21 protein-coding genes are annotated in these 23,065 nt (G+C 66.3%); 14 read left to right on the top strand and 7 right to left on the bottom strand.

Annotated features, from left to right (window positions below):
* The first annotated feature begins 62 nt into the window (after positions 1 to 62).
* Positions 63 to 1,649, top strand: a complete 1,587-nt coding sequence (locus ABIA65_RS24465; protein WP_354525158.1) for a GAF domain-containing sensor histidine kinase — start codon at positions 63 to 65, stop codon at positions 1,647 to 1,649.
* 115 nt (positions 1,650 to 1,764) lie between these two features.
* Here ABIA65_RS24465 and ABIA65_RS24475 read toward each other — a convergent pair whose 3' ends face one another.
* Together ABIA65_RS24475 and ABIA65_RS24480 are read right to left on the bottom strand one after the other, a co-directional pair.
* Complete coding sequence (locus ABIA65_RS24475) at positions 1,765 to 2,007, bottom strand: hypothetical protein (protein WP_354525159.1); 243 nt, start codon at positions 2,005 to 2,007, stop codon at positions 1,765 to 1,767.
* The gene (locus ABIA65_RS24480; RefSeq protein WP_354525160.1) at positions 2,004 to 2,726 is read right to left on the bottom strand and encodes a glycosyltransferase; all 723 of its coding nucleotides are present in this window, start codon (positions 2,724 to 2,726) and stop codon (positions 2,004 to 2,006) included. The genes ABIA65_RS24475 and ABIA65_RS24480 overlap by 4 nt, the downstream gene beginning before the upstream one ends.
* A 372-nt stretch (positions 2,727 to 3,098) precedes the next feature.
* Between ABIA65_RS24480 and ABIA65_RS24485 the strand changes: the two genes are divergently transcribed.
* Positions 3,099 to 3,392 (top strand): hypothetical protein, encoded by a 294-nt coding sequence (locus ABIA65_RS24485; RefSeq protein ID WP_354525161.1) that lies wholly within the window; start codon positions 3,099 to 3,101, stop codon positions 3,390 to 3,392.
* 9 nt (positions 3,393 to 3,401) lie between these two features.
* On the opposite strand, the gene ABIA65_RS24490 is transcribed toward ABIA65_RS24485, so the two are convergent.
* The gene (locus ABIA65_RS24490) at positions 3,402 to 4,379 is read right to left on the bottom strand and encodes an FAD-dependent oxidoreductase (RefSeq protein ID WP_354525162.1); all 978 of its coding nucleotides are present in this window, start codon (positions 4,377 to 4,379) and stop codon (positions 3,402 to 3,404) included.
* 229 nt (positions 4,380 to 4,608) lie between these two features.
* Here ABIA65_RS24490 and ABIA65_RS24495 point away from each other — a divergent pair, with 229 nt between their 5' ends.
* From ABIA65_RS24495 to ABIA65_RS24510, 4 genes are read left to right on the top strand one after another with little or no spacing between them, the layout of a single operon-like run.
* Positions 4,609 to 5,610: a methionine ABC transporter ATP-binding protein gene (locus tag ABIA65_RS24495; protein WP_354525163.1), complete on the top strand. Its 1,002-nt coding sequence runs from the start codon at positions 4,609 to 4,611 to the stop codon at positions 5,608 to 5,610.
* Positions 5,607 to 6,290, top strand: a complete 684-nt coding sequence (locus tag ABIA65_RS24500) for a methionine ABC transporter permease (protein ID WP_241399422.1) — start codon at positions 5,607 to 5,609, stop codon at positions 6,288 to 6,290. Before ABIA65_RS24495 ends, ABIA65_RS24500 begins: the two co-directional genes overlap by 4 nt.
* A 58-nt stretch (positions 6,291 to 6,348) precedes the next feature.
* On the top strand, positions 6,349 to 7,248 hold the full coding sequence (locus ABIA65_RS24505; protein WP_354525164.1) for a MetQ/NlpA family ABC transporter substrate-binding protein: 900 nt from the start codon (positions 6,349 to 6,351) through the stop codon (positions 7,246 to 7,248).
* 26 nt (positions 7,249 to 7,274) lie between these two features.
* Complete coding sequence (locus ABIA65_RS24510; RefSeq protein ID WP_354525165.1) at positions 7,275 to 8,684, top strand: NtaA/DmoA family FMN-dependent monooxygenase; 1,410 nt, start codon at positions 7,275 to 7,277, stop codon at positions 8,682 to 8,684.
* Positions 8,685 to 8,706: 22 nt separating this feature from the next.
* Here ABIA65_RS24510 and ABIA65_RS24515 read toward each other — a convergent pair whose 3' ends face one another.
* From ABIA65_RS24515 to ABIA65_RS24525, 3 genes are all read right to left on the bottom strand, one after another.
* Positions 8,707 to 9,624 carry an NmrA family NAD(P)-binding protein gene (locus ABIA65_RS24515; protein ID WP_354525166.1) on the bottom strand — a complete coding sequence of 306 codons (918 nt, stop codon included), beginning with the start codon at positions 9,622 to 9,624 and terminating at the stop codon, positions 8,707 to 8,709.
* Positions 9,625 to 9,638: 14 nt separating this feature from the next.
* A complete protein-coding gene (locus ABIA65_RS24520; protein ID WP_241399418.1) occupies positions 9,639 to 10,916 on the bottom strand; it encodes a TetR/AcrR family transcriptional regulator in 1,278 nt (425 codons plus the stop codon).
* Positions 10,917 to 11,154: 238 nt separating this feature from the next.
* On the bottom strand, positions 11,155 to 12,126 hold the full coding sequence (locus ABIA65_RS24525; protein WP_354525167.1) for an SDR family NAD(P)-dependent oxidoreductase: 972 nt from the start codon (positions 12,124 to 12,126) through the stop codon (positions 11,155 to 11,157).
* A gap of 134 nt (positions 12,127 to 12,260) precedes the next feature.
* On the opposite strand from ABIA65_RS24525, the gene ABIA65_RS24530 reads away from it, so the two are divergent.
* The 8 genes from ABIA65_RS24530 to ABIA65_RS24565 all read left to right on the top strand — a co-directional run bounded on the left by ABIA65_RS24530 (position 12,261) and on the right by ABIA65_RS24565 (position 22,309).
* Positions 12,261 to 13,934 carry a nitric oxide reductase activation protein NorD gene (locus tag ABIA65_RS24530; RefSeq protein ID WP_354525168.1) on the top strand — a complete coding sequence of 558 codons (1,674 nt, stop codon included), beginning with the start codon at positions 12,261 to 12,263 and terminating at the stop codon, positions 13,932 to 13,934.
* Positions 13,935 to 14,096: 162 nt separating this feature from the next.
* Positions 14,097 to 14,960 (top strand): CbbQ/NirQ/NorQ/GpvN family protein, encoded by an 864-nt coding sequence (locus tag ABIA65_RS24535; RefSeq protein ID WP_241399415.1) that lies wholly within the window; start codon positions 14,097 to 14,099, stop codon positions 14,958 to 14,960.
* Between the two features lie 44 nt (positions 14,961 to 15,004).
* The gene (locus ABIA65_RS24540; RefSeq protein WP_354525169.1) at positions 15,005 to 16,120 is read left to right on the top strand and encodes an ABC transporter substrate-binding protein; all 1,116 of its coding nucleotides are present in this window, start codon (positions 15,005 to 15,007) and stop codon (positions 16,118 to 16,120) included.
* Between the two features lies 1 nt (position 16,121).
* The gene (locus ABIA65_RS24545) at positions 16,122 to 17,267 is read left to right on the top strand and encodes a spirocyclase AveC family protein (RefSeq protein ID WP_354525170.1); all 1,146 of its coding nucleotides are present in this window, start codon (positions 16,122 to 16,124) and stop codon (positions 17,265 to 17,267) included.
* An 8-nt stretch (positions 17,268 to 17,275) separates the two neighbouring features.
* Complete coding sequence (locus ABIA65_RS24550) at positions 17,276 to 18,301, top strand: SDR family oxidoreductase (protein WP_354525171.1); 1,026 nt, start codon at positions 17,276 to 17,278, stop codon at positions 18,299 to 18,301.
* The gene (locus ABIA65_RS24555) at positions 18,294 to 19,772 is read left to right on the top strand and encodes an aldehyde dehydrogenase family protein (protein WP_354525172.1); all 1,479 of its coding nucleotides are present in this window, start codon (positions 18,294 to 18,296) and stop codon (positions 19,770 to 19,772) included. The genes ABIA65_RS24550 and ABIA65_RS24555 overlap by 8 nt, the downstream gene beginning before the upstream one ends.
* Positions 19,773 to 19,796: 24 nt before the next feature.
* The gene (locus tag ABIA65_RS24560; protein WP_241399410.1) at positions 19,797 to 21,020 is read left to right on the top strand and encodes a cytochrome P450; all 1,224 of its coding nucleotides are present in this window, start codon (positions 19,797 to 19,799) and stop codon (positions 21,018 to 21,020) included.
* On the top strand, positions 21,017 to 22,309 hold the full coding sequence (locus ABIA65_RS24565) for a cytochrome P450 (RefSeq protein ID WP_354525173.1): 1,293 nt from the start codon (positions 21,017 to 21,019) through the stop codon (positions 22,307 to 22,309). Before ABIA65_RS24560 ends, ABIA65_RS24565 begins: the two co-directional genes overlap by 4 nt.
* 20 nt (positions 22,310 to 22,329) lie before the next feature.
* Here the strand turns inward: ABIA65_RS24565 and ABIA65_RS24570 are convergent, their stop codons facing one another.
* Positions 22,330 to 22,983 (bottom strand): TetR/AcrR family transcriptional regulator, encoded by a 654-nt coding sequence (locus ABIA65_RS24570; protein ID WP_241399408.1) that lies wholly within the window; start codon positions 22,981 to 22,983, stop codon positions 22,330 to 22,332.
* Positions 22,984 to 23,065 lie beyond the last annotated feature (82 nt).

The following is a 23,065-nucleotide window of genomic DNA, read 5'->3' on the forward strand; positions in this document are numbered from 1 at the left end:
GAGTTTGCGCGATGACGCAGAGGCGGCTACGAATGCCCGGTTGGATTCCGGGGTCCCCTTGGATGGGCGCCTCAGGGTCTGAGGATGAGTCGGCATCAGCGCCACAGCCGCTCTCCCGGCCACTACGTCCGACGTCCCCGCCCCTGCTGCTCGGCGTCGTTGTCGCGGCGTTGCTGATCGCAGCAGAGTGCGCTCTGGTGAGCCAGCTCGAACGTGTTGGCCCCGGAAACATCTTCGGTGTGGTCTTCCTGCTGGGCGTCCTGTTCATCGCGATACTGTGGGGTTTCGCCCTGGCGATGGCGATGGCTCTGGCCAGTGCCCTCATCTACGTGCACTTCCACCACATGACGACGGGCCGGACCGTCACGGCGATCTGGGAGCAGAACTGGGTTGCCATCACCGTCTTCCTCGTGGTCGCGGCGGCAGCGGCAGGCCTTGCGTCGCTGGCCCGGTCGCGTGCCGCCGAGGCCGTCCAACGCCGTAGGCAGGTCGAGGCGAGTCACGCCAAACTCAGCGAGCTCGCCGATGAACTGAGTGCGCTCGCCGAGCAACAGGCCGCCCTGCGGCGCATCGCGACACTGGTGGCCCGCGGAGTGTCCCCGACTGAGGTGTTCTCGGCGGTGGCACTGGAGTTGGCCGAAGCCCACGACGTGCCCAATGCGGCGGTGTGGCGCTACGAGCCTCACGGCGCCGCGACGTTGCTCGCGGCCTGGGACACACCCGGTGCGACGCCGATGCCGGTTGGCGAGCAGTTCCCTCTCGAGGGCGACAACGTCGCAGCAAGGGTGCGGCGCACCGGACGTCCGGCCCGGATGGACAACCATGACGGTGCTGCCGGCCCGGCCGCGGCGAAGATTCGTGAGCTGGGGCTCCGGGGCGGGGTGGGAGCGCCGATCGTCGTCGACGGTCGACTCTGGGGCGTGGCTGTCGTCGGTTCGCCGCGGTCAGAGCCACTGCCCCCCGATACCGAGGGGCGCGTCGGGGACTTTGCGGATCTCGTCGCGACGGCCATCGCGAATGCGCAGACCAACACCGAGCTCGCCGCATCTCGGGTTCGGATCGTCGCCGCCGCCGATGACGCGCGCCGCCGGATCGAGCGGGATCTGCACGACGGCGCTCAGCAGCGACTGGTCTCACTGGGGCTCGAGCTGCGTACCGCGGAGGCCTGTGTGCCGCCCGAACTGCAGTCGCTCAGGGAGCAGATCGCTCACCTCGTGACGATTGTGGCCGGGGTCTCGAAGGATCTGCAGGACCTCTCCCGTGGGATCCACCCGGCCATCCTGTCCAAGGGAGGACTGGGCCCTGCGCTCAAGACCCTCGCGCGTCGCTCCGCGGTCCCTGTCGAACTCGATCTCACGGTTAAGCGGCGATTGCCCGAATCCGCAGAGGTGACCGCGTACTACGTCGTGGCTGAGGCACTCACGAACGCGGCCAAGCACGCCCAGGCGTCGGTCGTGAAGGTCGGCGTGGACACCGGCCCTGTCAGCCTGCACCTCTCGATTCAAGACGACGGTGTGGGCGGGGCCGACACTGGCAAGGGGTCGGGACTCACCGGCCTCACAGACCGCGTCGAGGCCATCGGCGGCCAGATGACCATCCGCAGTCATCCAGGGAGCGGGACGTCATTACTCGTCGAGATCCCTTGCTAGCTATCAGATCTTGCGGTTCTCCGATTTGAGCATCCAGGCTGCCTTTTCCAAGTCATCGATGATGGCATGAAGCAGATCGGCGCTGGAAGGGTACTGCTGCTGAAGTCGTTGACTGTTAACGGTGTCCGCGGCCGAAGTGGCCGCCAAAGCCGAACAGGGCGAAGTCGGGATACTGCGGCGTGAAATCGGGTGACAGTGAGTCATTGATCTGAGTGTTGCCCGGTGACACGCACTCGGTGCCTGGCGAGCCACTGCTGCAAGCTGACTGCGGCACGCCGGACTCCGCTGCGGCCGACGGTGCCGCAGCGAGGGCGACCGCGATCGCTCCAGCCGCCAGAAGTGATGTTGCCGAACTCATTTTGATTCGCACGGTGGACCTTCTCCTCTTGGTGGGTAGTCCTTGACTGGACTACCTCCACGATCGGCCGCCATCGCACGGGTGTCGTCCCTGCTGCCGCCCGTCCTTGGTTCCTGCTGGCCGGAACTCGCCGCCGACCTCATGCTCTCCATGTGATGCCGACGCGCAACGTGCCTTGCGCGCACGCCCATTCCGCGGCGCAGCACCGGTGTGGTCAGGAGGCGCAGCAGCGCGCTCTCCAACCCGACGACATCGCCCGGCCGGTAGACGATTCCGGCGATGGCGGGTACGACCAGCGGCACGGTTTCCGCGTCAGCCGGGGCGACCACCGGCCGGCCTGCGGCCAGTACGTCCAGCAGCGTGGTGCTCCCCGATGAGCTGCCGAGAACGACGACATCTGCGGCGGCGATGAGATTTGTCCGTTGGTGGTCGCTACAGTCGCGCACCGAGCGCACGCTGTTCCCGAGGCCCTGCACAAAGATCCTACGTGTGACAGTCGTGCGTTGGGGGCCGGTTCCAACGAGGACGAGCTGCGCTGTGCAGCACTGCCGCACGGCGATGAACGCAGTCGCCAATCGTTGGGCGTCCAAGCGATCCTCGAACGGACCCATGGCGGCGATGGTCGGGACGTTGGCGAGGCCCACCATCGAGCGAGCCATCGCTGGATCGAGCAGCGTGAGCGCTCGCCGCGCGATCGGGGGGACCTGCGCTGTAGTCATACTCATACGATTGCGGTCCGCGGCGTCGGTGTCGTCAGCGCTGCCGGGCGTCCTGCCTACCGGCAGGCCCCACCTCAGACATACCAGCTAGCTGCAATCTCACAAACGGGTGCCTGACTGGTTCCGGGATTGATTGTTGCACAGAGCACTTCCGGGTCAGGCGATGTGTTCGCCGACCAACGGTGCCCTGGTGATCTCGTGTGGAAAGCCGGAGAACTTGGTGGGACTGGCCGTCAGTGCCCCTGCTAGCCGGAATGCGTTTAGACGTGCCAGCGCCACCGCTAATGGGGTGCCAGCGGGAGCGACTCCGGGGTGCCAAAGCGCGATGATTTGCCTGACCGGATACGGCGACCAAGCGAAGAGGAGAGTCTCATGACGACAAGGATCAAGAGCATCGCACCATGGCTGGCCGCGGCCGCGATCGGTGCCGCGATGGGTCTGGCACCTGTTGCAAGCGCCGATTCCGGTTCCGTGCCCGTCCCGCAAAGCAATATCGTCGCCGATCCGGGTGTTTCGGACACGGCTGCGCCAACGCAGGATGGGACCGGAACCGATCCGCTCGTGCCGTATGGCACCAATCCCGTTTCACCCTTCAGACTGGGGTACATCAACCCGAATCACGATGAGGGGAACACCACGAACGGCGAGATCGACGTGCCCTTCTGATGTGCCCGCCTAACCTCCGCCCGGCGGGGGAGGTTGGCCGACGAGAGCGGTGACCTCGCGGGCGCAGCCCCAGCACAACGTGATGCCCGAGCCGCCGTGCCCGTAGTTGTGCACCACTCTCGCACCGGATCTCAACCGCTCACCCTCCTCGAGGCGAACGGTCGGGCGGCCCGGTCGCAGCCCGACGACGTGCTCGAGAACCTCCGCACCGCGCAGTGCGGGAACCAGGTCGGTACACCGCGCCAGGATCGCCGCACCGACGGCAGGGTCGGGCGCGGTGTCCCATTGCCCCACGTCCAGAGTGCCGCCCAGGATGCAGTCCGCCGTGCGCGGATGCACATAGGCGCGGCCGCCGGGATGGAGTTCATCGCGAACCGACACGGTCAGGCCGGGATTGCGCACCCGCACGATCTGACCCCGCACCGGGTACATCGACGCGTCGCCGACGAGGTCGCTGGCACCCAGCCCGGCGCAGTTGACCACGACGTCGGCCCCGTGGCCCACGTCGTCCAGCGACTGCAGGTGTCGCTGGGTGAACTGCCCGCCGAGCGCGCGGACCCGGGCCACCAGCCACGGTAGGTACCGGGGCATCTCCGCCAACGGCACCGCGTACCGCAAGCCGTAGGCATAGCCGGGGGGAAGTTCGTCGGCCCGCGCATCGCGAACACCGCGCACTGCGCCCACCCACGTGGCTTCGCCCGGCTGTTCTCGATAAAGCCCCAGCGACTCGCGCATGATCACCCCCGGCACCTGTGCCGCCGCGTGTTCGGCCAGCACGCCGAAGGTGTCCTCGCCCCACCCCGACACCCGCTCCCACGGCGCGACATGGGTCGGGAACCAGACCGCCGCCGCCACCGCCGAGGTGGTGGACATGGCGGGTTCGGCGGCCACGATCCGGACCGAGTGGCCGGCCTCGAGCAGGGAGATGGCCGTGGTCAGCCCGCTGATCCCGGAGCCGACCACGACGGCCCGCAGCACCGTGGTCACGGGTCGAAGTTACGCGTTCGAACCGGTCGCGATCAGGTGTTCCGACGAACGATCTTGGCAGTGACTGACTTTCGTCATCAAATCCAATTCGGATCAACCCGATCCGTACCCTGTGCAGCCTCCTGCGGCCACCGTAGGTTTAGCGCCTGCCTGGCCATTCAGCGTTCTCTCGGGGTGGAGTCGATCGAGGACGCATTCGGCGCGAGGCAAATCCACCGAGAAGGATCACATGATCGAGATCGAGAACCTCACAAAGCGATTCGGCGACCGCACCGTCCTCGATGACGTGTCGCTGTCCGTCGCCAACGGCGAGATCCTCGCCGTCGTCGGTCCGAGTGGTGCGGGCAAGACCACGCTGTCGCGCTGCGTCAGCTTTTTGGAGCGTCCGACGAGCGGCGCCGTGCGAGTGGACGGCAAGGACTTCACCCGACTGGAGGGCGCCGAGCTTCTCGCGGCGCGCCGCAGTGTCGGTGTCATCTTCCAGACCGCACCGCTGCTGCGACGCCGCACCGTCGCCCAGAATGTCGGCCTGCCGTTGGAGTACCTGGGCGCCACGGACGGCTCCATCGACAAACGCGTCACCGCCCTGCTCGAGAAGGTCGGTCTCGGTGATCGCCGCGACGATCTGCCCGCGCAACTGTCGGGTGGCCAGAAGCAGCGGGTCGGGATCGCCCGGGCACTTGCCCTGGGGCCGTCCTACCTGCTGTCCGACGAGGCGACCTCCGGCCTGGACCCGGCGACGACGAAGTCGATCCTGGAGCTGCTCAGCCACCTGCGCGACGAGTTCGGTCTGTCCATCATCCTGATCACCCACGAGATGGAGGTCGTACGCGAGATCGCGGACTCCGTGGCGCGTATCGACGGTGGTCGCATCATCGAGAGCGGCTCCGTCGACGACGTGATCCTCGACCCCACTTCGGCTCTCGCCCGTGAACTGCTTCCGGACCGGCCCAGTGTGCCGTTTCGGGGCACCGGTGAGATCTGGGAGGTCTCCTACGCGTCGCGCGAGGTTCCACTCGACTGGCTCACCTCGATCCACGCTGCGCCCGGAATCTCGGGTGCGCAGGTGAACGTGCTGAGCGCGAGCGTCGAGGCGATCCGCGGCGTGGCGGTCGGGCGGGCATTGCTCGCCATCGCCCCGTCCGCACCCGCCGGTTTCGAGGCGTTCCTCCGCGAGCGCGGACTCCACGTGACGACAGTCGACGTCAGATCGAAGGAGACCGCCGCATGAACCTCGCTGTGGGGGAGGACTTCAACACGCCGTGGGACAGGGTGCCCGACCTGCTGCTGCCCGCCTACGGGGAGACCTGGCTGATGGTCGGTATCACCATGGCGCTGGTGCTGTTGATCGGTACCCCGCTGGGAATCACGCTGCACAACACCTCCGATTTCGGTCTGTATCCCAACCGAAGGGTGTTCGCGGCACTGAACACTCTGGTCAACGTGGGCCGGTCGCTGCCGTTCCTGATCCTGATGGCGGCCATCATCCCGGTGACACGGCTGCTGGTCGGAACCACGATCGGCATCCAGGCGGCGATCGTGCCGATGACGGTCGCGGGCGTGCCGTTCTTCGCGCGGCTGGTGCAGAACGCCCTGCGCGAGGTGCGATCCGACGTCACCGACATGGGTCTGGTCTCCGGCGGCACCCACCTGCAGGTGATCCGTTCGGTCCAGTTGTCCGAGGCGCTACCCGCCCTGGCCGGTGCGTTGACCGTCAACACCATCGCGATGATCGAGTACTCGGCCATCGCGGGGTCGATCGGCGCCGGCGGTGTCGGCAATCTCGCGATCACATACGGCTACAACCGATTCGACGACAACATCATGATCGCAACCGTGGTCGCCCTGATCGTCACGATCCAGATCGTTCAGTTCCTCGGCGATCGCCTCGTCAGGGCACTGACGCGCTGACTCCCGCATCACCCACTTCATCCACCAGCACTGCATCGACCCGCTAAGGAACCCTCCCGTGACCAATCTGACCAGTCCGCCCGTCGGCGATGACATCGAGATCAAGACCAAGAAGCGGTGGCCGTGGATCGCGGGCGCGATCGTGGCGGTGCTCGCGATCGCAGGTGGCGTCCTCTACGCGAACGGCTCCGACAAGAGCGCACCCTTCGGCACGACGCTCACGGTCGCGACATGGAGCACCGACATCGCCGCGGAGAACCTGCTGAAGTTCATCTCCGATGACATTGCGCCCGACCACGGCATCACCATCGAGCCGGTCAAGATCGACAACCTGATCGAGATCAACCGCGCCGTCGATGCGGGCGACGTGGCAGGCAACTTCTTCGAACACCAGCCGTTCCTCAACGACGCCATCGCGGCCAACGGGTTCGACCTGGTACTCGCCGCGCCGACCTTCACCTGGGATCAGGCCACCTACTCCGACAAGTACCGCAGCTGGGACGCCCTGCCGAACGGCGCCAAGATCGCGCTGCGCGACGACCCCGCCGGACAGGCGATCGCGCTGCTCGACCTGGCGCAGGCCGGTCAGATCACCCTGAAGCCAGGCAAGGACTCGATCACCGGTCTGCCGCAGCTGTCCGATATCGCGTCAAACCCCAAGGGCTACCAATTCGTTCAGGTTCCGATCGGTCAGCTGGCCCGCAGCCTCGCCGACGTCGACGCCATCGTCGTTCACATCTCCGACGTGTACGCCGCGGGCCTCACCGAGGACCAGATCCTGGCCCGCCATCCGGCACCCAAGGGCAGTGAGGGTGGGCTGGTGGTCAGCGAGAAGCACCTCGACGATCCCAACGTCCAGAAACTGATCGAGACGTTCAAGGACCCGAGGATCGCGGAGTTCCTACAGACCTCCGACAACCCGATCATCCGGGACACCCTCGGCCCCATCAACCCGTAATCGCGACCCGAGTACAGGAGACACCCGTGAGCAAGCGACCGCTGTTCTACTCCGCGTTCGTCATGAACACCGCATCCCACGTGCTGCACGGGCTGTGGCGTGCCCCCGAGGCCGAGAACCACAAGTTCAACTCGCTGCGGCACTGGACGTCGGTGGCCGCGGAGGTGGACAAGGCCGGCTACGACCTGTTGTTCTTCGCCGACGTCTTCGGGCTGCGGGCGCCGTGGAACGGCAACTGGCGCAAGGCCGTCGAGGGTGGCATTCAGGTGCCGGTCAATGACCCGTCGGTACTCGCATCGGCACTCGCGGCGGTGACCGACAACCTCGGCATAGTGTTCACCAGTTCGATCGTCCAGGACCATCCGTTCAACTTCGCCCGCCGGATGTCGTCGCTGGACCACTACACCGACGGCCGCCTCGGATGGAACATCGTCACCAGCTTCAACGAGAACGTGTTCCGCAGCTTCGGACACGACGGCACGCTGACACATGATGAGCGCTACGAGTGGGCGTATGAGTACGTCGACGTCGCCTACAAGCTGTGGGAGGGCTCCTGGGACGAGGGCGGCCTGGTGCAGGACAAGGAACGCGGAATCCACTCCGACCCTTCGAAGATCCACAAGATCAACCACGTCGGTCCGCGGTACTCGGTCGAGGGTCCGCACTTCGTCTCTCCGTCGCCGCAGCGCACACCGGTGCTCTTCCAGGCGGGTGCATCTTCCGCCGGCCAACTCTTCTCGGCCCGCAACGCCGAGGGCGTCTACATCAGCAGCCCGCACCCGGAGGCCGCGTATGCGCTGACGACCGAGACACGCGCGCTGGCAGCGCAGTACGGCCGCGATCCCGAGGACATCGCCTTCGCGCAGGGACTGTCGTTCGTGATCGGCGACACGCACCAGGAGGCGGTCCGCAGGAACGACGAACTCAAGCGCTACCTCGACTTGGAGGGCGTCGCGCTCCACGCACTGGGTGATGCCGGTGTCGACGCGGGCAGCCTGCCGCTGGACACGCCGATCAGTGAACTCGGCGAGTTCAAGGGTGTGCAGGGATTCGCCCGCTGGGCCGCGGAGTCCTCAGGCAATGCCGAGCCGACCATCCGCGACCTCGCCTTCGTGCTGGAGGGGGCCAACCGCGTCGTGGGCACCGCCGACGAGATCGCGGATCGCCTGGAGGAGTGGCGTGAGGCCGGTGTCAACGGCATCAACGTGTACCACGCCACCGTTCCGGGCTCCTTCCGAGAGGTGGCGGACCGGCTTTTCCCGACCCTGCGGGAGCGTGGCCTGATTGCCACGGACAAGTCGGGAACGTTGCGGCAGAAGCTACTTGGCCGCGGCGATCGGCTGCCCGACCGGCACCCGGCCGCTGCCTACCGCGGCGCGTTCGCCGACAACGACCTGCTCAATGGCGTGGAGGAACCGGTCGGCGCGCTCAGTTGAGGTGCGTGCCACCAGAAGTGAGTCAGCCGACGAACTTCTGCGGATTCTCGGTGATGTACTGCTCGACCGTCATCGGGGACTGGCCGGTGACTCGTTCGACGTCGTTGGTGAGGCGGTCGTAGCGGCCGTCCCGATGCAGCCGCGCCATCGTCGCGATGTGCTGCTCGACGTGTGGCGGAAGGCCCGCGCCGGCCAGTACGTCTTGCCGCCACTGATCGAGCGCGATGTCCTGCGCCGCCACCGGGTACTGCAGCGCGCGCGAGTAACTTTGGGCCAGGCCGTCGATGTCGAGGACCTCCGGTCCCGTCAACTCGTACACGTGGCTACGGTGGCGCTGCGGGTGCAGCAGCAGTTCGGTGACGACACGGGCGACGTCACTCGCGGCGATCGGTGAGGTCCGGCCGCGGCCGAACGGGAGGGCGAGCACGTGCCGCTCGTGGACTGACTCGGCGTTGAGGAACGTCAGTAGTGGATTGTCGATGAACACCGTGGGCCGGATGTGGGTGACCGGCAGCCCGGACCAGTCCATGACCTGTTCGGCCAGCCAGTGCAGTCGGTGCTGGTCCGATTCCTCGGTGCTGGTCAGCGTCATCTGAGACACCGTCATCTGCGACATGTTCACGATGGCGTCGATGTCACCGTTCTCACGGGCCGCGGCGCAGACGATGGCGGTCGCCGTCAGATACGACGGCGAGACGCTCATGTTGAAGAACATTCGCTTCACACCGCGCAGCGCGGCGACGATGCTGCCGGGGTCCGTGAGGTCACCCACCACCACTTGAGCACCAAGGGTTCGGAGCGCGTCGGCGCGCTCGTCCTCCCGATGCACCATCGCCCGAACCCGCGCGCCGTCGCCAATCAGTAGCTGCACCACGGAGCGGCTCACTCCGCCGATGCCGCCGCCCGCCCCGGTCACCAGATAGTCGACGTGCTCGCTCATGAGTGCGCCCTCTTTCAGTCCGTGCGCACAGCGACGCCGCGCAGCACGGTGTCGCGGGACAGAATGAGGCTGTCGCGGGTGCCGAGGTCCTGCAGGATGTTCTCGGGAATCCACTGGATGCCGATGACGCAGCGGGCCAGCGTTTCGGCCGTTGGACTCTCGATCCCAATGTCGCCGGACTTGATGCCCTCAGACAGAAGCGATTTCATCTGTCGAACGCGCATGCTGAACGACCACCCCGGATCGGCTGTGTCCGGCGGGGACTGGCGCATCCACGCCAGCTGGATGCGGAACTCGTCGGGAAAGCGATCCAGGGCATTGATGTTGAGCCACGACAGCGCGTCGAGTTTCTCCACCGGTGTCGAGTCGGACTGCAACACGTCGGTCCAGCCACCCCCGACCTTCTTGCCGAACGACAGCATGATGGACATCAGGAGTTCGTCCTTGGAGCCGATCACGCGGTACACCGTTCCGGTGCCAAGGCCCGCCGCCGAGGCGATGTCACGCACCGTGGTCATCTCGTAGCCGCGCCGACCGAACTCGGCACGCGCGACCGCACGCACGTGCGCCGCCTTGTCATCCGTGTCTGCGTCATCGCCCCAGGTGTCGATGACGCCCTGTGCCGCAATGAACGCCGCCGAGGTATCCAGCTCGGCATCGCTGCGCTCCCGCGCAGCGAGTCCGGCAAGCACGATCTTGGACATCATTGTCGCGACCTGATCACTGGAGGCCTTGTGGCGGATCATGTCCAGGCCCACGTGAAGCATGCTCTGGACCATGCGGTCGGCGACGACGGGGAGGTCGACGTCGGGCCGGATGTAGCCACTCCACCGGCCCGCCCGCAGCGCCTGCTGCATCGCCGCGAGCAGCTTCGCCGGGCGTAGTCGGGTCAGCTCCGCGAGTTCGGGGTCGGCACTCGGGCCCTCGTAGAACGACATCTGCAGGGCGGCACGGTGTTCGACCGCGCAGCGGGCGATCGCGCAGCACAGGCTGATGATCTGTTCCTCGGCGGGCCTGGCGTCGGGTTCGTCGAGACGCTGCAGCGCGATCTCGCCGATGCGGTCGAGTTCCGCGTGGTAGCGGCGGATCAACTCGACAAGGATGGCTTCCTTGGACTCGAAGTGGTGATAGAGGCTGCCCGCGAGGATGCCGGCGGCGTCAGCGATCTGTTGCAGCGATGTCCGCAGACCCGACGTGGCGATCACCGCATTGGCGGTCTCGAGGATCTCGGTGCGCCGAGTCGCGTCATTACCGCTGAAGCCTCCGTTGCCGGTCGACGGCGCACCGGCCACGACGGGACCCGACCGGGACTGCCGAGCCTTCGCGGGGCCACGTCCGCGCTGGCCCGTCGTCGATGAGGCGTCGATGTCGGCTCCTGTCAGAGGTCAGAACGGCAGTTCAGAACAGCGGTGAGGCGGTTTCGGGGTCGTCGAAGTTCCCGGGTGCGCCACGTGGCGATCCTACCGACCTGCGCCGATACGGTGCTGTACCGCGCCCGCCGCGTCGGATGTCGCCTCGATGATCCTCATGTCAGCGCGTGTGGTCGGGGAAGGCGATCGCGGCGTTATCGGGCATCGCGCTGATACCCAGGCGGTCACAGACATCGAGGACCTCGTCGACTATCGACTCGGGGACGATGAACGGCTCGGTCGCCGACACCTCGCCAAGATGGGTCGCGATGTCGTCGGCGGTGGGGGTGTCGTCGGCACCCGCCGACCAGCCTCGGCCCAGGCCGACGAAGACCCGCGCGTAGCGGCCCGCGCTCGCCGAGTAGTTCTGATGTGAGAGGGTGCACGCCCTGCTGGCGAGGAAGACGACCAGCGGCACGACCAGCTCGGCGCGAATCGCGCGCATGAAGCCCGACTCGGTCAGGAACTTCTCGTCACCCACCGTTTCGGTGACCATGCGTGAGAATCCGGTGGGCAGAACGGTGTTGGACAGTATCCCGTGCGCGGCCCCCTCGATGGCAATGACATTGGACAGGCCGACGAGACCGGTCTTGGCTGCGGCGTAATGCGCCTCCATGGGTTGCCCGAACATGCCCGCCGAGGATGAGATGAAGACGAACCGGCCGCCACCCTGGGACTTCATCACCCGGAAGGCCGGTTGGCTCAGATAGAACCCGCCGTCGAAGTGCACGCCGAGCATCCGGCGCCAGTCGTCAACGCTCAGGTCGTCGAACGCGATGCTGTTGAAGATGCCCGCGTTGCTGATGACGACGTCGAGGCGGCCGAACGCGTCGACCGCGGTGTCGACTATCGCCTGACCGCCCGCGGGGGTGTCCACCGACTCGTGGGAGGCGACTGCTCTGCCGCCTGCCGCGTGGATCTCGGCGACGACGTCGTCGGCCACCTTGGTGTTGGTACCCTCGCCGTGCATCGAACCGCCCACGTCGTTGACCACCACGGCCGCGCCGCGCCGGGCCAGATCAAGGGCGTACAGCCGACCGAGGCCACGACCCGATCCGGTGACCACCGCCACCTGTCCGGTGAACTCGATCATGATGCGGTTCCCGCCATTTCCCGTCCCGACGCCACGCCTCTGGACGCAGTGATCGATTGACTGGCGGGCGTCCCGGACTCTACGTTGGAACAGATATTTGGTCAACGTTCTCGGACCCGGCGCAAGGGAGCCCAGTGGCGAACGACACCGTGGTGGAACGGCTGGGGATGTTCGCCTCGGCGGTGGCCGGGCGCCCCCTGGTGGTGGCCGCCTTGGAGGCGGGCGAGCCAGCGTGGACAGACGGCAGGACCGTCTACGTCGACGCCGCATCCAGTCTGCGCTCGCAACTCGAATCGCTAACCGTGCAGGCAAGTCTGCTCGCGGCGGGTGGTCTGGAACCCGACATCGTCGCCAGGCTGGCGAAGCGGCAGGCGTTGGCGGACCGCTACCTGGCTGTCGAGGGCCGGCGCGCGCTCGACGCCAACGCTCCGTTCCTGCCGATGTCCATGCGGTCGTTGATCGACGGCTGTCCCGACGTTTCGAGCGGATCACCCTCCGCGTCTCTGGCGATGGCGGAAAGTCGTGCGGTCATCGGCCCGACGCCGGCGAGTTTCGGCACGATTCATGCGCGCAGGCTGCTAGCCGAACATCGCGCCGCGGAGAAGTCGAGGGCGGCCGCCGCGGCCCGACACCGCCCAGCCAAGAAGCCGCAGGGAGACCTGTCCGAACTGCTCGGAGAGGCCGACACCGAGGAGGACGTGCTTGATCTGTTCTCGAGCCCGGCCGGCGGGGGCGGCATCGGCAGGCTTCTGGCCAAGATGATGAGCAAGGTCAGACAGCTCGGCGGCGGTGGCCCACCCGGCGCGGACGCGGCCACCCATCAACGACGGTCGGCGACGCGTGGAGCGGGCGCCGTGGTGTCCTCGTTGACGCCGTCCCCCGATCGAGACACGGCCGACGACGCGATCAAGGGCATCACGTATCCGGAGTGGGACCTTCACCACAAGCGCTATCGCCAGGACTGGTGCACGGTGGTGGAGGCCGAGGCCACGGCTCTCGGAGAGGGCTGGTCGACCCCTGACGGTCATGCGCTGCGACGGTCATTGACCCGGCTCGGAATGGGCCTCAGTCGACACCACCGCCAAGCGCAGGGTGATGACATCGATGTGGATGCAGCCGTCGAGATGCAGGTGGAACTCGCGGCGGGATCGGCGCCTGACGACTCGGTATACGTCGACAATCTGCGGCGGCGCCGAGATCTGTCCGTGCTCATCCTGCTCGACGTGTCGGGGTCAGCAGCGGAGGCCGGAGGTGACGGGCGCACCGTGCACGAACAGCAACGGACCGCGGCCGCGGCGATGACCACGGCGCTACACGAACTGGGGGATCGGGTCGCGCTCTTCGCGTACAGCTCCCAGGGGCGCTCGGCGGTCAACATGACGCCGATCAAGCGCTTCGACGAGCGGTTCGACACCGCGGCGATGCGACGGCTCTATGGGCTGCGGCCTGGCGCGTACTCGCGGCTGGGCGCGGCCATCCGGCACGGCGCCACGGTGCTGCGCGAGCGGGCGGGCACCCCCCGCCGACTGCTCGTCGTCCTCTCCGATGGGCTGGCCTACGACCACGGCTATGAGCGCGTGTACGGCGCGGCCGACGCACGTCGCGCGTTGAGTGAGGTCACTCGGGAGGGCATCGGGTGCCTGTGTCTGACAGTTGGCGCGGGAACGGACGTCGAGGAGCTGCGACGGGTCTTCGGAACCGCGGCCCACGCGACGATCGCCGAGCCTGGTCAATTGAGCCGCGTCATCGGCCCCCTGTTCCGCGTGGCACTCAACCGCGCCGAGGCGCGGCGCCGGAAGGCGTCGTGAAAGTGCGAGTCCGACAAGAGTTTGCCTGCGGTAATTTACGCGCAGCACTTGTACCAAACATCTGTTCCGCGCTAGGCTCGCCACACCCGCACCGCGACGGTCTCCGTCACGGTTTCGCGGGTTGACGCGATCCGATGGACGGAGCGCCGAGAAGGGGATGCGATGCCAGGCAACGCCGCCGATCATGCGCTGGGAACTCTGGAGTTCGACAACTCCGCGGCGTCCGCCGGTGGCCGGGCCGAGCGCCCCTTCTACGTGCCCGTCGCGAACGAGGAGGCGGTCTTCAAAGCCGCGTATCGGCAGGGTCTTTCGATAGTCCTGAAGGGTCCCACCGGATGCGGCAAGACCAGGTTCGTCGAGGCGATGGCGCATGACCTGGATCGCCCACTGATCACCGTGTCCTGTCACGACGACCTCACGACCGCCGACCTGGTGGGGCGCTACCTACTGCGGGGCGGCGACACCGAGTGGGTGGACGGGCCGCTGACGCGGGCGGTGCGCGAGGGCGCCATCTGCTACCTCGACGAGGTCGTCGAGGCCAGGCAGGACACCACGGTGGTCCTGCATCCACTTGCCGACCACCGTCGTGAACTTCCCATCGACCGCCTCGGCGTCACCCTGAACGCGGCTCCCGGCTTCGGTCTGGTGGTGTCGTACAACCCCGGCTATCAGAGCGTGCTCAAGGACCTCAAGGACTCGACGCGTCAACGGATGGTGGCCATCGAGTTCACGTTCCCCGGCCCCGAGGTCGAGGAGGGGATCGTCGCCTTCGAGGCCGGTGTCGACTCCGATACCGCGGCAGCACTGGTCCGCTTCGCCGGCGCGATCCGCCGACTGGAGACCGGCGGGCTCCGCGAGGTGTCCTCGACGCGGGTCCTGATCGCCGCGGGGCGGTTGATCGCCGAGGGGCTCACCCCTCGGGACGCCGCACGAGCCGCGATCGCAGGCCCGCTGACCGACGACCCGAACGTCACCCGCGGTTTGGTCGAGATGATCGACGTCTACCTGGGGCCGGCTGGGGCCTGACCGTGTGTGACGCATTGTCCTGAACGAATTCCGAGGGAGGTCACGTGTCCTACGAGAGCACTGCCGAGCCGATCAAGGTCGGCTACCTGATGGACTTCAAGCTGCCCCCGGGGTTTCCCGAGGAGATGCTGGCCGACTTCACCCAGTGCTTCGACCTCGTCTTCGAGGAGGCCTATGAGCAAGGCCTGATGGACCGGCCGGTGCAGATGATCTATCGCGAGGTCGAGGGATTGCCGAAGGGTTCGGTCAAGGCGGTGATCGACGCCTTCGGCGAACTCGTCGACGAGGGTTGCCTGGCGGTGTTCGGCCCGAACATCACCGACAACTGCGTCCCGTTGCGGGAGGCCATCGAGGAACGCTTCCGCGTCCCTGCGCTCAGCGTCACCGGCACCGACGACTGGCTCGGCGAGTGGACCTTCGCCTTCCCGCAGGGCTCGATGACCGATGAGCCGATCTTCATCGCCGACCTGGTGGCCAAGCGTGGACTCAAGGAGATCGGCGTACTCGTCGAGCAGAGCCTCATCGGCGAGAGCTACGTGAAGAATCTCCGGAACGCTTGCCGACGCAAGGGTATTCGCATCGTCGCGGAGTCGGCCGTTGCGCAGACCGCGCAGGATGTCGATGAGGCGGTCCGTGCCCTGCACGAGGCGAAGGCCGAGGCCATCGTGCACCTTGGGTTCGGCTTCGGGATCGTCTTCGTCAATCCTGCGCTGGAGGCTCTGGAGTGGGACCCGCCGCGCTTCACGACCACGGCGTTTCAGAACGCCTGGGTCAACCCGATCATGTGGAACGCGTTCATGGGGTGGATAGGCGTCGACCAGTACGACGAGGGCAACCCGATCGGGCAGGACTTCCTGGACCGCTACGCCGAGAGGTACGGCGGTCGCCGCCCCGAGTACTGCGTACCCGTGGTCAATCGTGACGTGGCCACCACGTTGGTGCGCGCATTCACCGACTCGCATCCGCTGAGCCCACGTGGGGTGAAGGAGGCACTGGAGCGGGTGAAGATGGTGCCCGCCGCCTCGGGGGCGCCGGGAACCCGAGTGTCGCTTGGCAAGTGGACGCGCCGGGCGTGGATGGGAGCCGGATATCTGGTGGCGCGGACTCTCGACGCCGACGGGGTCACCTCGCACCTCGTCGACCGCTTCGGGCAGGAGTGACATGACAACCGAGGAATCGGCGCCGCTGCTTGAGGACAAATCGTCCCCGGCGCGTCCAGGTGCGAACGAGATCCGTTGGGGCCGTTGGATCAACGCCTCGGCGGTAGTCACGTTTGTCGCCCTTTTCGTCGTCGTCTCGCGTACTGCGCTGGACCCCCGGGTGGCAAATCCGAACACCGAGGGCAGACCCCGGCCGGTCGAGTACCTCTTCGGGGTCGACAACTGGATGTTGTGGGTCCAGCTCGGTACCGCGCTGCTGCTGGTGCAGTTGGTTGTCATCTTCGTCATCGGCTGGAGACGCAACCCGGGCAGTCCGATCATGCTCATGTTCCTCTGCACGACGTTGATCGTGTGGCAGGACCCGATCATGAACTGGGCGCCGTTCGCGGTCTACAACCCCGATCTGTTGCACTGGCCCGAATCGTGGCCCCTGATCATGATGTCGCCGACGGTCGAACCGTTCATCGTGTTCGGCTACGTGACGTTTTACTTCGGCCCCTACTTCGTCGCGGTATGGGTGCTGCGCAAACTCCAGGCGAAGCGGGATCCGGAGGCCTTCGTCTGGCGCCACCCGCTGATCAGCCTGGGTCTGCTGATCCTGGTGATCGGTTTCGTCTTCGACGCGGCCCTCGAGATCGGCTCGATACGCACAGGGATGTACATCTACTCGCAGGTGATCCCGTTCGGCTCGATCTTTGTCGGCACCCCGTTCCAGTTCCCGCTGATCTGGGAGTCCTTCGCCGTCACGTTCGTCATGGTGCCGGCCGGCATCCTCGTGTACCGCGACGACACCGGAAAGTCGGTGGCGGAGAAGCTCGCCGCCAAGGCGAGGCTGTTCCCGAGCAAACCCGTGCTCGGCACCTTCCTGGTGATGTTCGCGATCATCAACATCGCGTACTTCGCCTACGGCGCCTGGTTCGCGGCGATCAAGGCCAGCGGTCTGGCCACCTCGGTTGCATGTCCGTGGCCATATCCAGAGGCCAAAGTCTATGACCCGCAGGGATATTACGAGAAGGAGGGCGCGGTGGGTCCGTTCTCCGTCGGGAAGTGGGCCACGTGGCAGAGCGGGGTGCCGAGCGGACGGCCCGACGTCGAGGCCCCGCCAGCTGGCGAGGGTCGTTGTGCGCCTGAGAACGCGAATGGGTGACGAGAAACTTGAGTGAAGCGCGAAGTGTCGTCATCACGGGTGCGTCGCGGGGCCTCGGCTTCGCGTCGGCGAAGCATCTATACGGCCAGGGCTGGCGAGTGGTCGCAGCCATGCGGTCACCCGAGCGGGGCCTTGCGCTGCTGCGTGAGGCGACAGGAGCCGCCGCCGACGACGACCGGCTGATCGCCGTGCCGCTCGATCTCGCTGACACGGGGTCTATCGATGCCGCCGCCAAGGCCGTCGAAGCGGCCGTGGGTGCTCCGGACGCCGTGGTCCACAACGCGGGCATCTCGGCGGCAGGTGTGGTTGAGGAGTCGCCACTGGAACTGTGGGAGAGCATGTTTGCGACCCACGTGTTGGGTCCGGTGCGTCTCACACAAGCGCTGCTGCCGGGAATGCGGGCGGCGGGTAGGGGTCGCATCGTCATGGTGTCCAGCGCGGGTGGGGTGCGGGGTATGCCCTCGATCGCGGCGTACTCGGCGTCGAAGGGTGCAGTCGAGCGGTGGGCCGAATCGTTGGCGGGGGAGATCGCCCCGTTCGGGCTCGGTGTCACTGTCCTGGTGACCGGCACCTTCGACACCGACATCATCACCGACGCTGGCACGACCGACCTGCGTGACTTCGACGGCCCGTACGCACCGCTGCACAACAGGATCGACAAGCGCGGACGGTTGGCCATGCGGATCGCGAAGTCGCCGGACAAGTTCGCGCGTGCGCTGCGCGGGGCACTCGAGGACACGGCGCCCTACACCAGGCATCCGGTCGGATCTGACGCCCGAATGCTGCTGCTGGCCAGCAGGTTCCTGTCCCAGGGCGGGATGTACCAGATGAGCCGGCTCGCCATGGGTCTGCCCAGGCAGGGTGCGATACGCGACGGCACTGCGTCGTTGACGCTCGGCCAACGCGCGATGATCCGCGCTGCAACCACGCTGCCCGCACCGGTGATGCAACGAATCGCGGTGGTGGTCATGAAATTCGGTCCGAGGCCCAAACCGACTCGACCGACAGAACAGGGGAGCGGAACAGATGCCTGAGACTCCCACGTATGAGCGGCGGATGCTGATCGACGGAAAACTCGTCGACGGTGAGGCCGGCGCGTTCGCGAACATCAACCCAGCCACCGAGGACGTGCTCGGCGAGGTGTCCGACGGCTCGAAGGTCGATATGCACAGGGCCATCGACGCCGCGCGGCGGTCATTCGACGATACGGACTGGTCGACCAACCACGGATTTCGCAAACGCTGCCTTGAACAGCTGCACGACGCCATCGAGGGTGAGATCGAGGAGTTGCGAGAGGAACTCATCCGTGAGGTGGGCTGCCCGCGTGCCGTCACGCACGGACCACAACTGGATGCGCCCCTTACTGACGGTCTGAGATATCCGGCTCGGCTGATCGAGACCTTTCCATGGGAAACCGATCTCGGTGACACCGTGGTGTCCGTCACGGGGGTCAACACCACCCGAAAGGTGTGGCACGAGCCGGTGGGCGTGGTCGGCGCCATCACACCGTGGAACTTCCCATTCGAGGTCACGATCAACAAGCTCGGGCAAGCCCTGGCCACCGGCAACACCGTGATCCTCAAGCCCGCGCCCGACACCCCCTTCAACGCGACGCGACTCGGTCGGCTCATCACCGAGCAGACCGATATCCCCGCTGGCGTCGTCAATGTCGTGACCGCGTCGGACCATCTCGTCGGCGAGGAGCTGACGGTCTCGCCCAAGGTCGACATGATCTCCTTCACCGGCTCGACGGTGGTCGGCAAGCGGATCATGGAGAAGGGTGCCGCCACCATGAAGCGGCTCTTCCTGGAATTGGGCGGCAAGTCGGCGACCATCGTGCTCGAGGATGCCGACTTCAACACGGCGTGCCTGATCGGCATCGGACCGTTGTTACACGCCGGGCAGGGCTGTGCGGCACCGACCCGAATGCTGTTGCCGCGCTCGCGCTACGACGAGGGTGTCGCACTTCTGCAGGCCATCTACGAGAACATCGCCGCCGGCGATCCGCAGGATCCCGCCACCCTCTGCGGTCCGGTGATCTCAGCAAGGCAACAGTCGCGGATCCTCGGCTACATCCGCAAGGGGATCGATGAGGGGGCGACCATGCTGGTCGGAAGCGCCGAGCCGCCCGGGCAATTCGACCGGGGATTCTGGGTCAGCCCAACACTGTTCACCGATGTCGACAACCATATGACGATCGCGCAGGAGGAGATCTTCGGCCCCGTTCTGGCCGTCATCCCCTACGAGGACGAGGACGACGCGATTCGAATCGCCAACGACAGCCCATACGGGCTGGCTGGCAATGTCATGTCGAGCTCGTTGGACCGATCGCTGGCCGTGGCCCGCCGCTTACATGCCGGCTTCATCGGGCTCAATGGCACAGCTGGGTACGGCGCAGACACACCGTTCGGCGGCTACAAGGACAGCGGCGTCGGCCGCCAGAACGGACTCGCGGGCTTCAGCCAGTACACCGAGGTCAAGTCCGTGGCCTACCCAGCCCAATAACGCTCAGCCGCAAGGAGTTCAAACATGGAACAGCTTTTCGACGATCTCGAGGACTTCGGGGCGTTCGACGCCGCCGTGTCGGGTGACGTGCGGGACCCGTACCCGGAACTGGCCAGACTTCGACGAGAGGAGCCGGTCCAGCGGATCGACATGTCCGCGATGCCCGGCGAGGCGGGCAAACCCGTCTTCATTGTGTACCGCTACGAGGACGCCCAGCAGATGTTGCGCGACAACCTGACCTACTCCTCCTCGGGTGTCATCGCGGCGTTCGGGCCGGTGCTCGGGGAGCGGGTGATGCTCGGCATGGACGAGCCCGTGCACGGCAGGCTGCGTGGCCTGGTGTCGAAGGCGTTCTCGCAGAAGTCGCTGGCGCGCTGGCAGGACGACCTGGTCGGCCGTGTGGGCAACGAGTTGATCGACGGGTTCGCGGCGAACGGCCGGGCCGACCTCGTCAAGGAGTTCACCTTCGACTACCCGAGCCGCATCATCGCGGGCCTGTTGGGATTGCCGGAGGAGGACTACCCGCAGTTCCAGCGCTGGTCCATATCACTGCTGAGCTGGATCATGAACCCAGAGCGCGGCCTTGCGGCCGCTGCAGCCCTGTGTGAGTACTTCGCGCCGATCCTCGAGGCACGCCGCGCCGATCCGAAGGACGACCTGATCAGTCTGCTGGCCGAGGCGGAGATCGACGGTGAGAGACTCACCGATGAGGAGATCTTCTCGTTTCTGCGGTTGCTGCTGCCCGCGGGGGTGGAGACGACCTACAGGTCGTTGGGGAACCTGCTCTTCGGGTTGCTCTCGGACCCGGCGCAGCTCGATGCGATCCGCGCCGACCGCGCACTGCTACCGCAGGCAATCGAGGAGGCGGTGCGGTGGAATCCGCCCCTGCTGACCATCACCCGCACCACCACCTGCGACACCGAGCTCGGTGGGGTGTCCATCCCCGAGGGGTGCTCGGTGCTTCCGATGCTCGGTTCGACGAATCGGCAAGAGGATCGATGGGACGATCCGGATGAGTTCAACATCTTTCGCACGGCGAAGGGGAATCTGGGTTGGGGACACGGCGTCCACGTGTGCCTGGGCATGCACCTCGCGCGTCTCGAGATGCGCACTGCCATCAACCTTCTCCTGGACCGGCTGCCGAACCTGCGGTTGGATCCCGACGGGGATGACCCACACATTCGAGGTCAGGTGTTCCGCTCCCCGACGTCACTGCCGGTGTTGTTCGACCCGGTGATGTCACGATGACCAAGCACGCCGGCAATGACTTCGAGACGGCCGACTTCGAGACCGTCGACTACTTCTTCGACCCCGCACTCGTGCCCGATCCCTATCCGTACTACGACTATCTGCGCTCGGACTGTCCGGTCCGGCCGGCGAGCCCGCACGGCGTGGTCGCCATCACCGGGCACGCCGAGGCGCTCGCGGCCTACAAGGACCCTGCCTTCTCGTCCTGTGTGGCCGTGGCCGGACCATTCCCGCCGCTGCCCTTCACTCCGGAGGGCGACGATATCGGGGCCCTCATCGAGGAGCACCGCGCCACTATCCCGATGGCCGAGCACGTCGTGACCATGGACTCCGATCTCCACGCCAGGACGCGTGGTCTGCTGAGCAGGCTCATCACGCCCAAGCGGCTCAGCGAGAACGAGGAGTTCATGTGGCGCTTGGCCGATGAGCAACTCGACACGTTCATCGCCAAGGGCTCGTGCGAGTTCATGGAGGAGTACGCCAAGCCGTTCGCGATGCTGGTCATCGCCGACCTGCTGGGGGTGCCGATTGCGGACCACGCCGAGTTCCGCGCGGTACTGGGCAACGAGGTCATCGGCGAGGTCGGTGGCGGCGACACCGTCGCGCACAACCCACTGGTGTGGCTGGACGACAAGTTCAGGGAGTACATCACCGATCGGCGCGCAGAACCGCGCCAGGATGTCCTGACCGAACTGTCCGCGGCGACCTACCCCGACGGCACGGTGCCCGAGGTGGAGGCGGTGGTCAAGCTGGCGACCTTCCTGTTCGCCGCGGGTATGGAGACCACGACGAAGCTTCTCAGCACCGGCATGCGGGTGATCGCCGAACGCCCCGACATCGCACAGGCGCTACGCGATGACCGGGCGTTGATCCCGGCGTTCCTCGAAGAGGCATTGCGGATGGAGAGTCCGGTCAAGAGCCACTTCCGGCTGGCTCGCACGACGACGAACGTGGGCGGTGTCGAGATCCCGGCAGGCACGATCATCATGCTGCTGCCCGGGGCGAGCAACCGCGATCCACGCAAGTTCGACAACCCGCACGAGTTCCATCACGACCGCAGGAATGTGCGCGAACACGTTGCGTTCGGCCGCGGTGCGCACTCGTGTCCGGGTGCGCCACTGGCACGTTCGGAGGCCAGGATCTCGATGAACCGGGTGTTGGACCGGATGGCCAACATCAGGATCGCCGAGGCCTCGCACGGGCCCGCCGCCGACCGCCACTACGAATACGAGCCGACGTTCATCATGCGTGGGCTGACCTCACTGCACGTGGAGTTCGACCCGGTGTGATGCGAGGCGCCCAGGTCAAGTCATCCGGAGGGGCGCCAGCCGCGCATCGCCTCGTCCATCTGCTCGGATTTGAGCGCGTTGGTGCCGAGGCCGTCCTGGCCCTCGCGGTGACGCATGCCCTCGAGTAGCAGCGCGACGTATCGGCGCCATAGTTCGGGCTCGACGTGGCCGGCCCATTCACTCACCGTTCCCGCCAACAAGCCGATGATCGGCATGTCGGAGGGCTCGATGTCAGGCCGTAGGTGGCCGTCGTCCCGCGCCCGCTCGACGAGCTTGGTGATCGGGGGAGTCAGTCGATCGCGCGCGCATTCGCAGCGGTACCCGCCGTAGGCCGTGCTATAAACCATCTCGCGCAGGCCACGGTCAGTGGCGGTCAGTTCGCACAGCTGCTCGACGTACCAGACGAAGCCATCCCACGAATTCTTCTGTTGCAGAGCCGATTCCGCGATCGCCACCATCTGCTCGATACCGTCTTCGAATATCGCATCGACGAGTTCCTCCTTGGTGGCGAATCGTCGGTAGACCGTGCCAACGCCGACCTTCGCATGCTGCGCGACGTCGTTGAGTGTGGCCTCCATGCCCCTTTCCGCGAACAGTTCGCGCGCGGCGTCGAGCACGCGTTGCCGATTGCGTTCGGCGTCTTTGCGCAGCCCTCGACCCGGTTTGTCAATCACAACGCCCACTTTAGTGACGTGCGTAACGCGTGTCTATAACCGGATTGACTCTATCCACTTCCGCGCTTAGATTGCCTACCTA

This window comes from Mycolicibacterium sp. 624 (genome assembly GCF_040548615.1).
In the GTDB taxonomy this organism is placed as follows: domain Bacteria; phylum Actinomycetota; class Actinomycetes; order Mycobacteriales; family Mycobacteriaceae; genus Mycobacterium.

Coding starts and splice junctions, on each gene's coding strand:
- ABIA65_RS24465 (WP_354525158.1), top strand. CDS start 63: ATGGGCGCCTCAGGGTCTGAGGATGAGTCGGCATCAGCGCCACAGCCG.
- ABIA65_RS24475 (WP_354525159.1), bottom strand. CDS start 2,007: ATGAGTTCGGCAACATCACTTCTGGCGGCTGGAGCGATCGCGGTCGCC.
- ABIA65_RS24480 (WP_354525160.1), bottom strand. CDS start 2,726: ATGACTACAGCGCAGGTCCCCCCGATCGCGCGGCGAGCGCTCACGCTG.
- ABIA65_RS24485 (WP_354525161.1), top strand. CDS start 3,099: ATGACGACAAGGATCAAGAGCATCGCACCATGGCTGGCCGCGGCCGCG.
- ABIA65_RS24495 (WP_354525163.1), top strand. CDS start 4,609: ATGATCGAGATCGAGAACCTCACAAAGCGATTCGGCGACCGCACCGTC.
- ABIA65_RS24500 (WP_241399422.1), top strand. CDS start 5,607: ATGAACCTCGCTGTGGGGGAGGACTTCAACACGCCGTGGGACAGGGTG.
- ABIA65_RS24515 (WP_354525166.1), bottom strand. CDS start 9,624: ATGAGCGAGCACGTCGACTATCTGGTGACCGGGGCGGGCGGCGGCATC.
- ABIA65_RS24525 (WP_354525167.1), bottom strand. CDS start 12,126: ATGATCGAGTTCACCGGACAGGTGGCGGTGGTCACCGGATCGGGTCGT.
- ABIA65_RS24535 (WP_241399415.1), top strand. CDS start 14,097: ATGCCAGGCAACGCCGCCGATCATGCGCTGGGAACTCTGGAGTTCGAC.
- ABIA65_RS24545 (WP_354525170.1), top strand. CDS start 16,122: ATGACAACCGAGGAATCGGCGCCGCTGCTTGAGGACAAATCGTCCCCG.
- ABIA65_RS24555 (WP_354525172.1), top strand. CDS start 18,294: ATGCCTGAGACTCCCACGTATGAGCGGCGGATGCTGATCGACGGAAAA.
- ABIA65_RS24560 (WP_241399410.1), top strand. CDS start 19,797: ATGGAACAGCTTTTCGACGATCTCGAGGACTTCGGGGCGTTCGACGCC.
- ABIA65_RS24565 (WP_354525173.1), top strand. CDS start 21,017: ATGACCAAGCACGCCGGCAATGACTTCGAGACGGCCGACTTCGAGACC.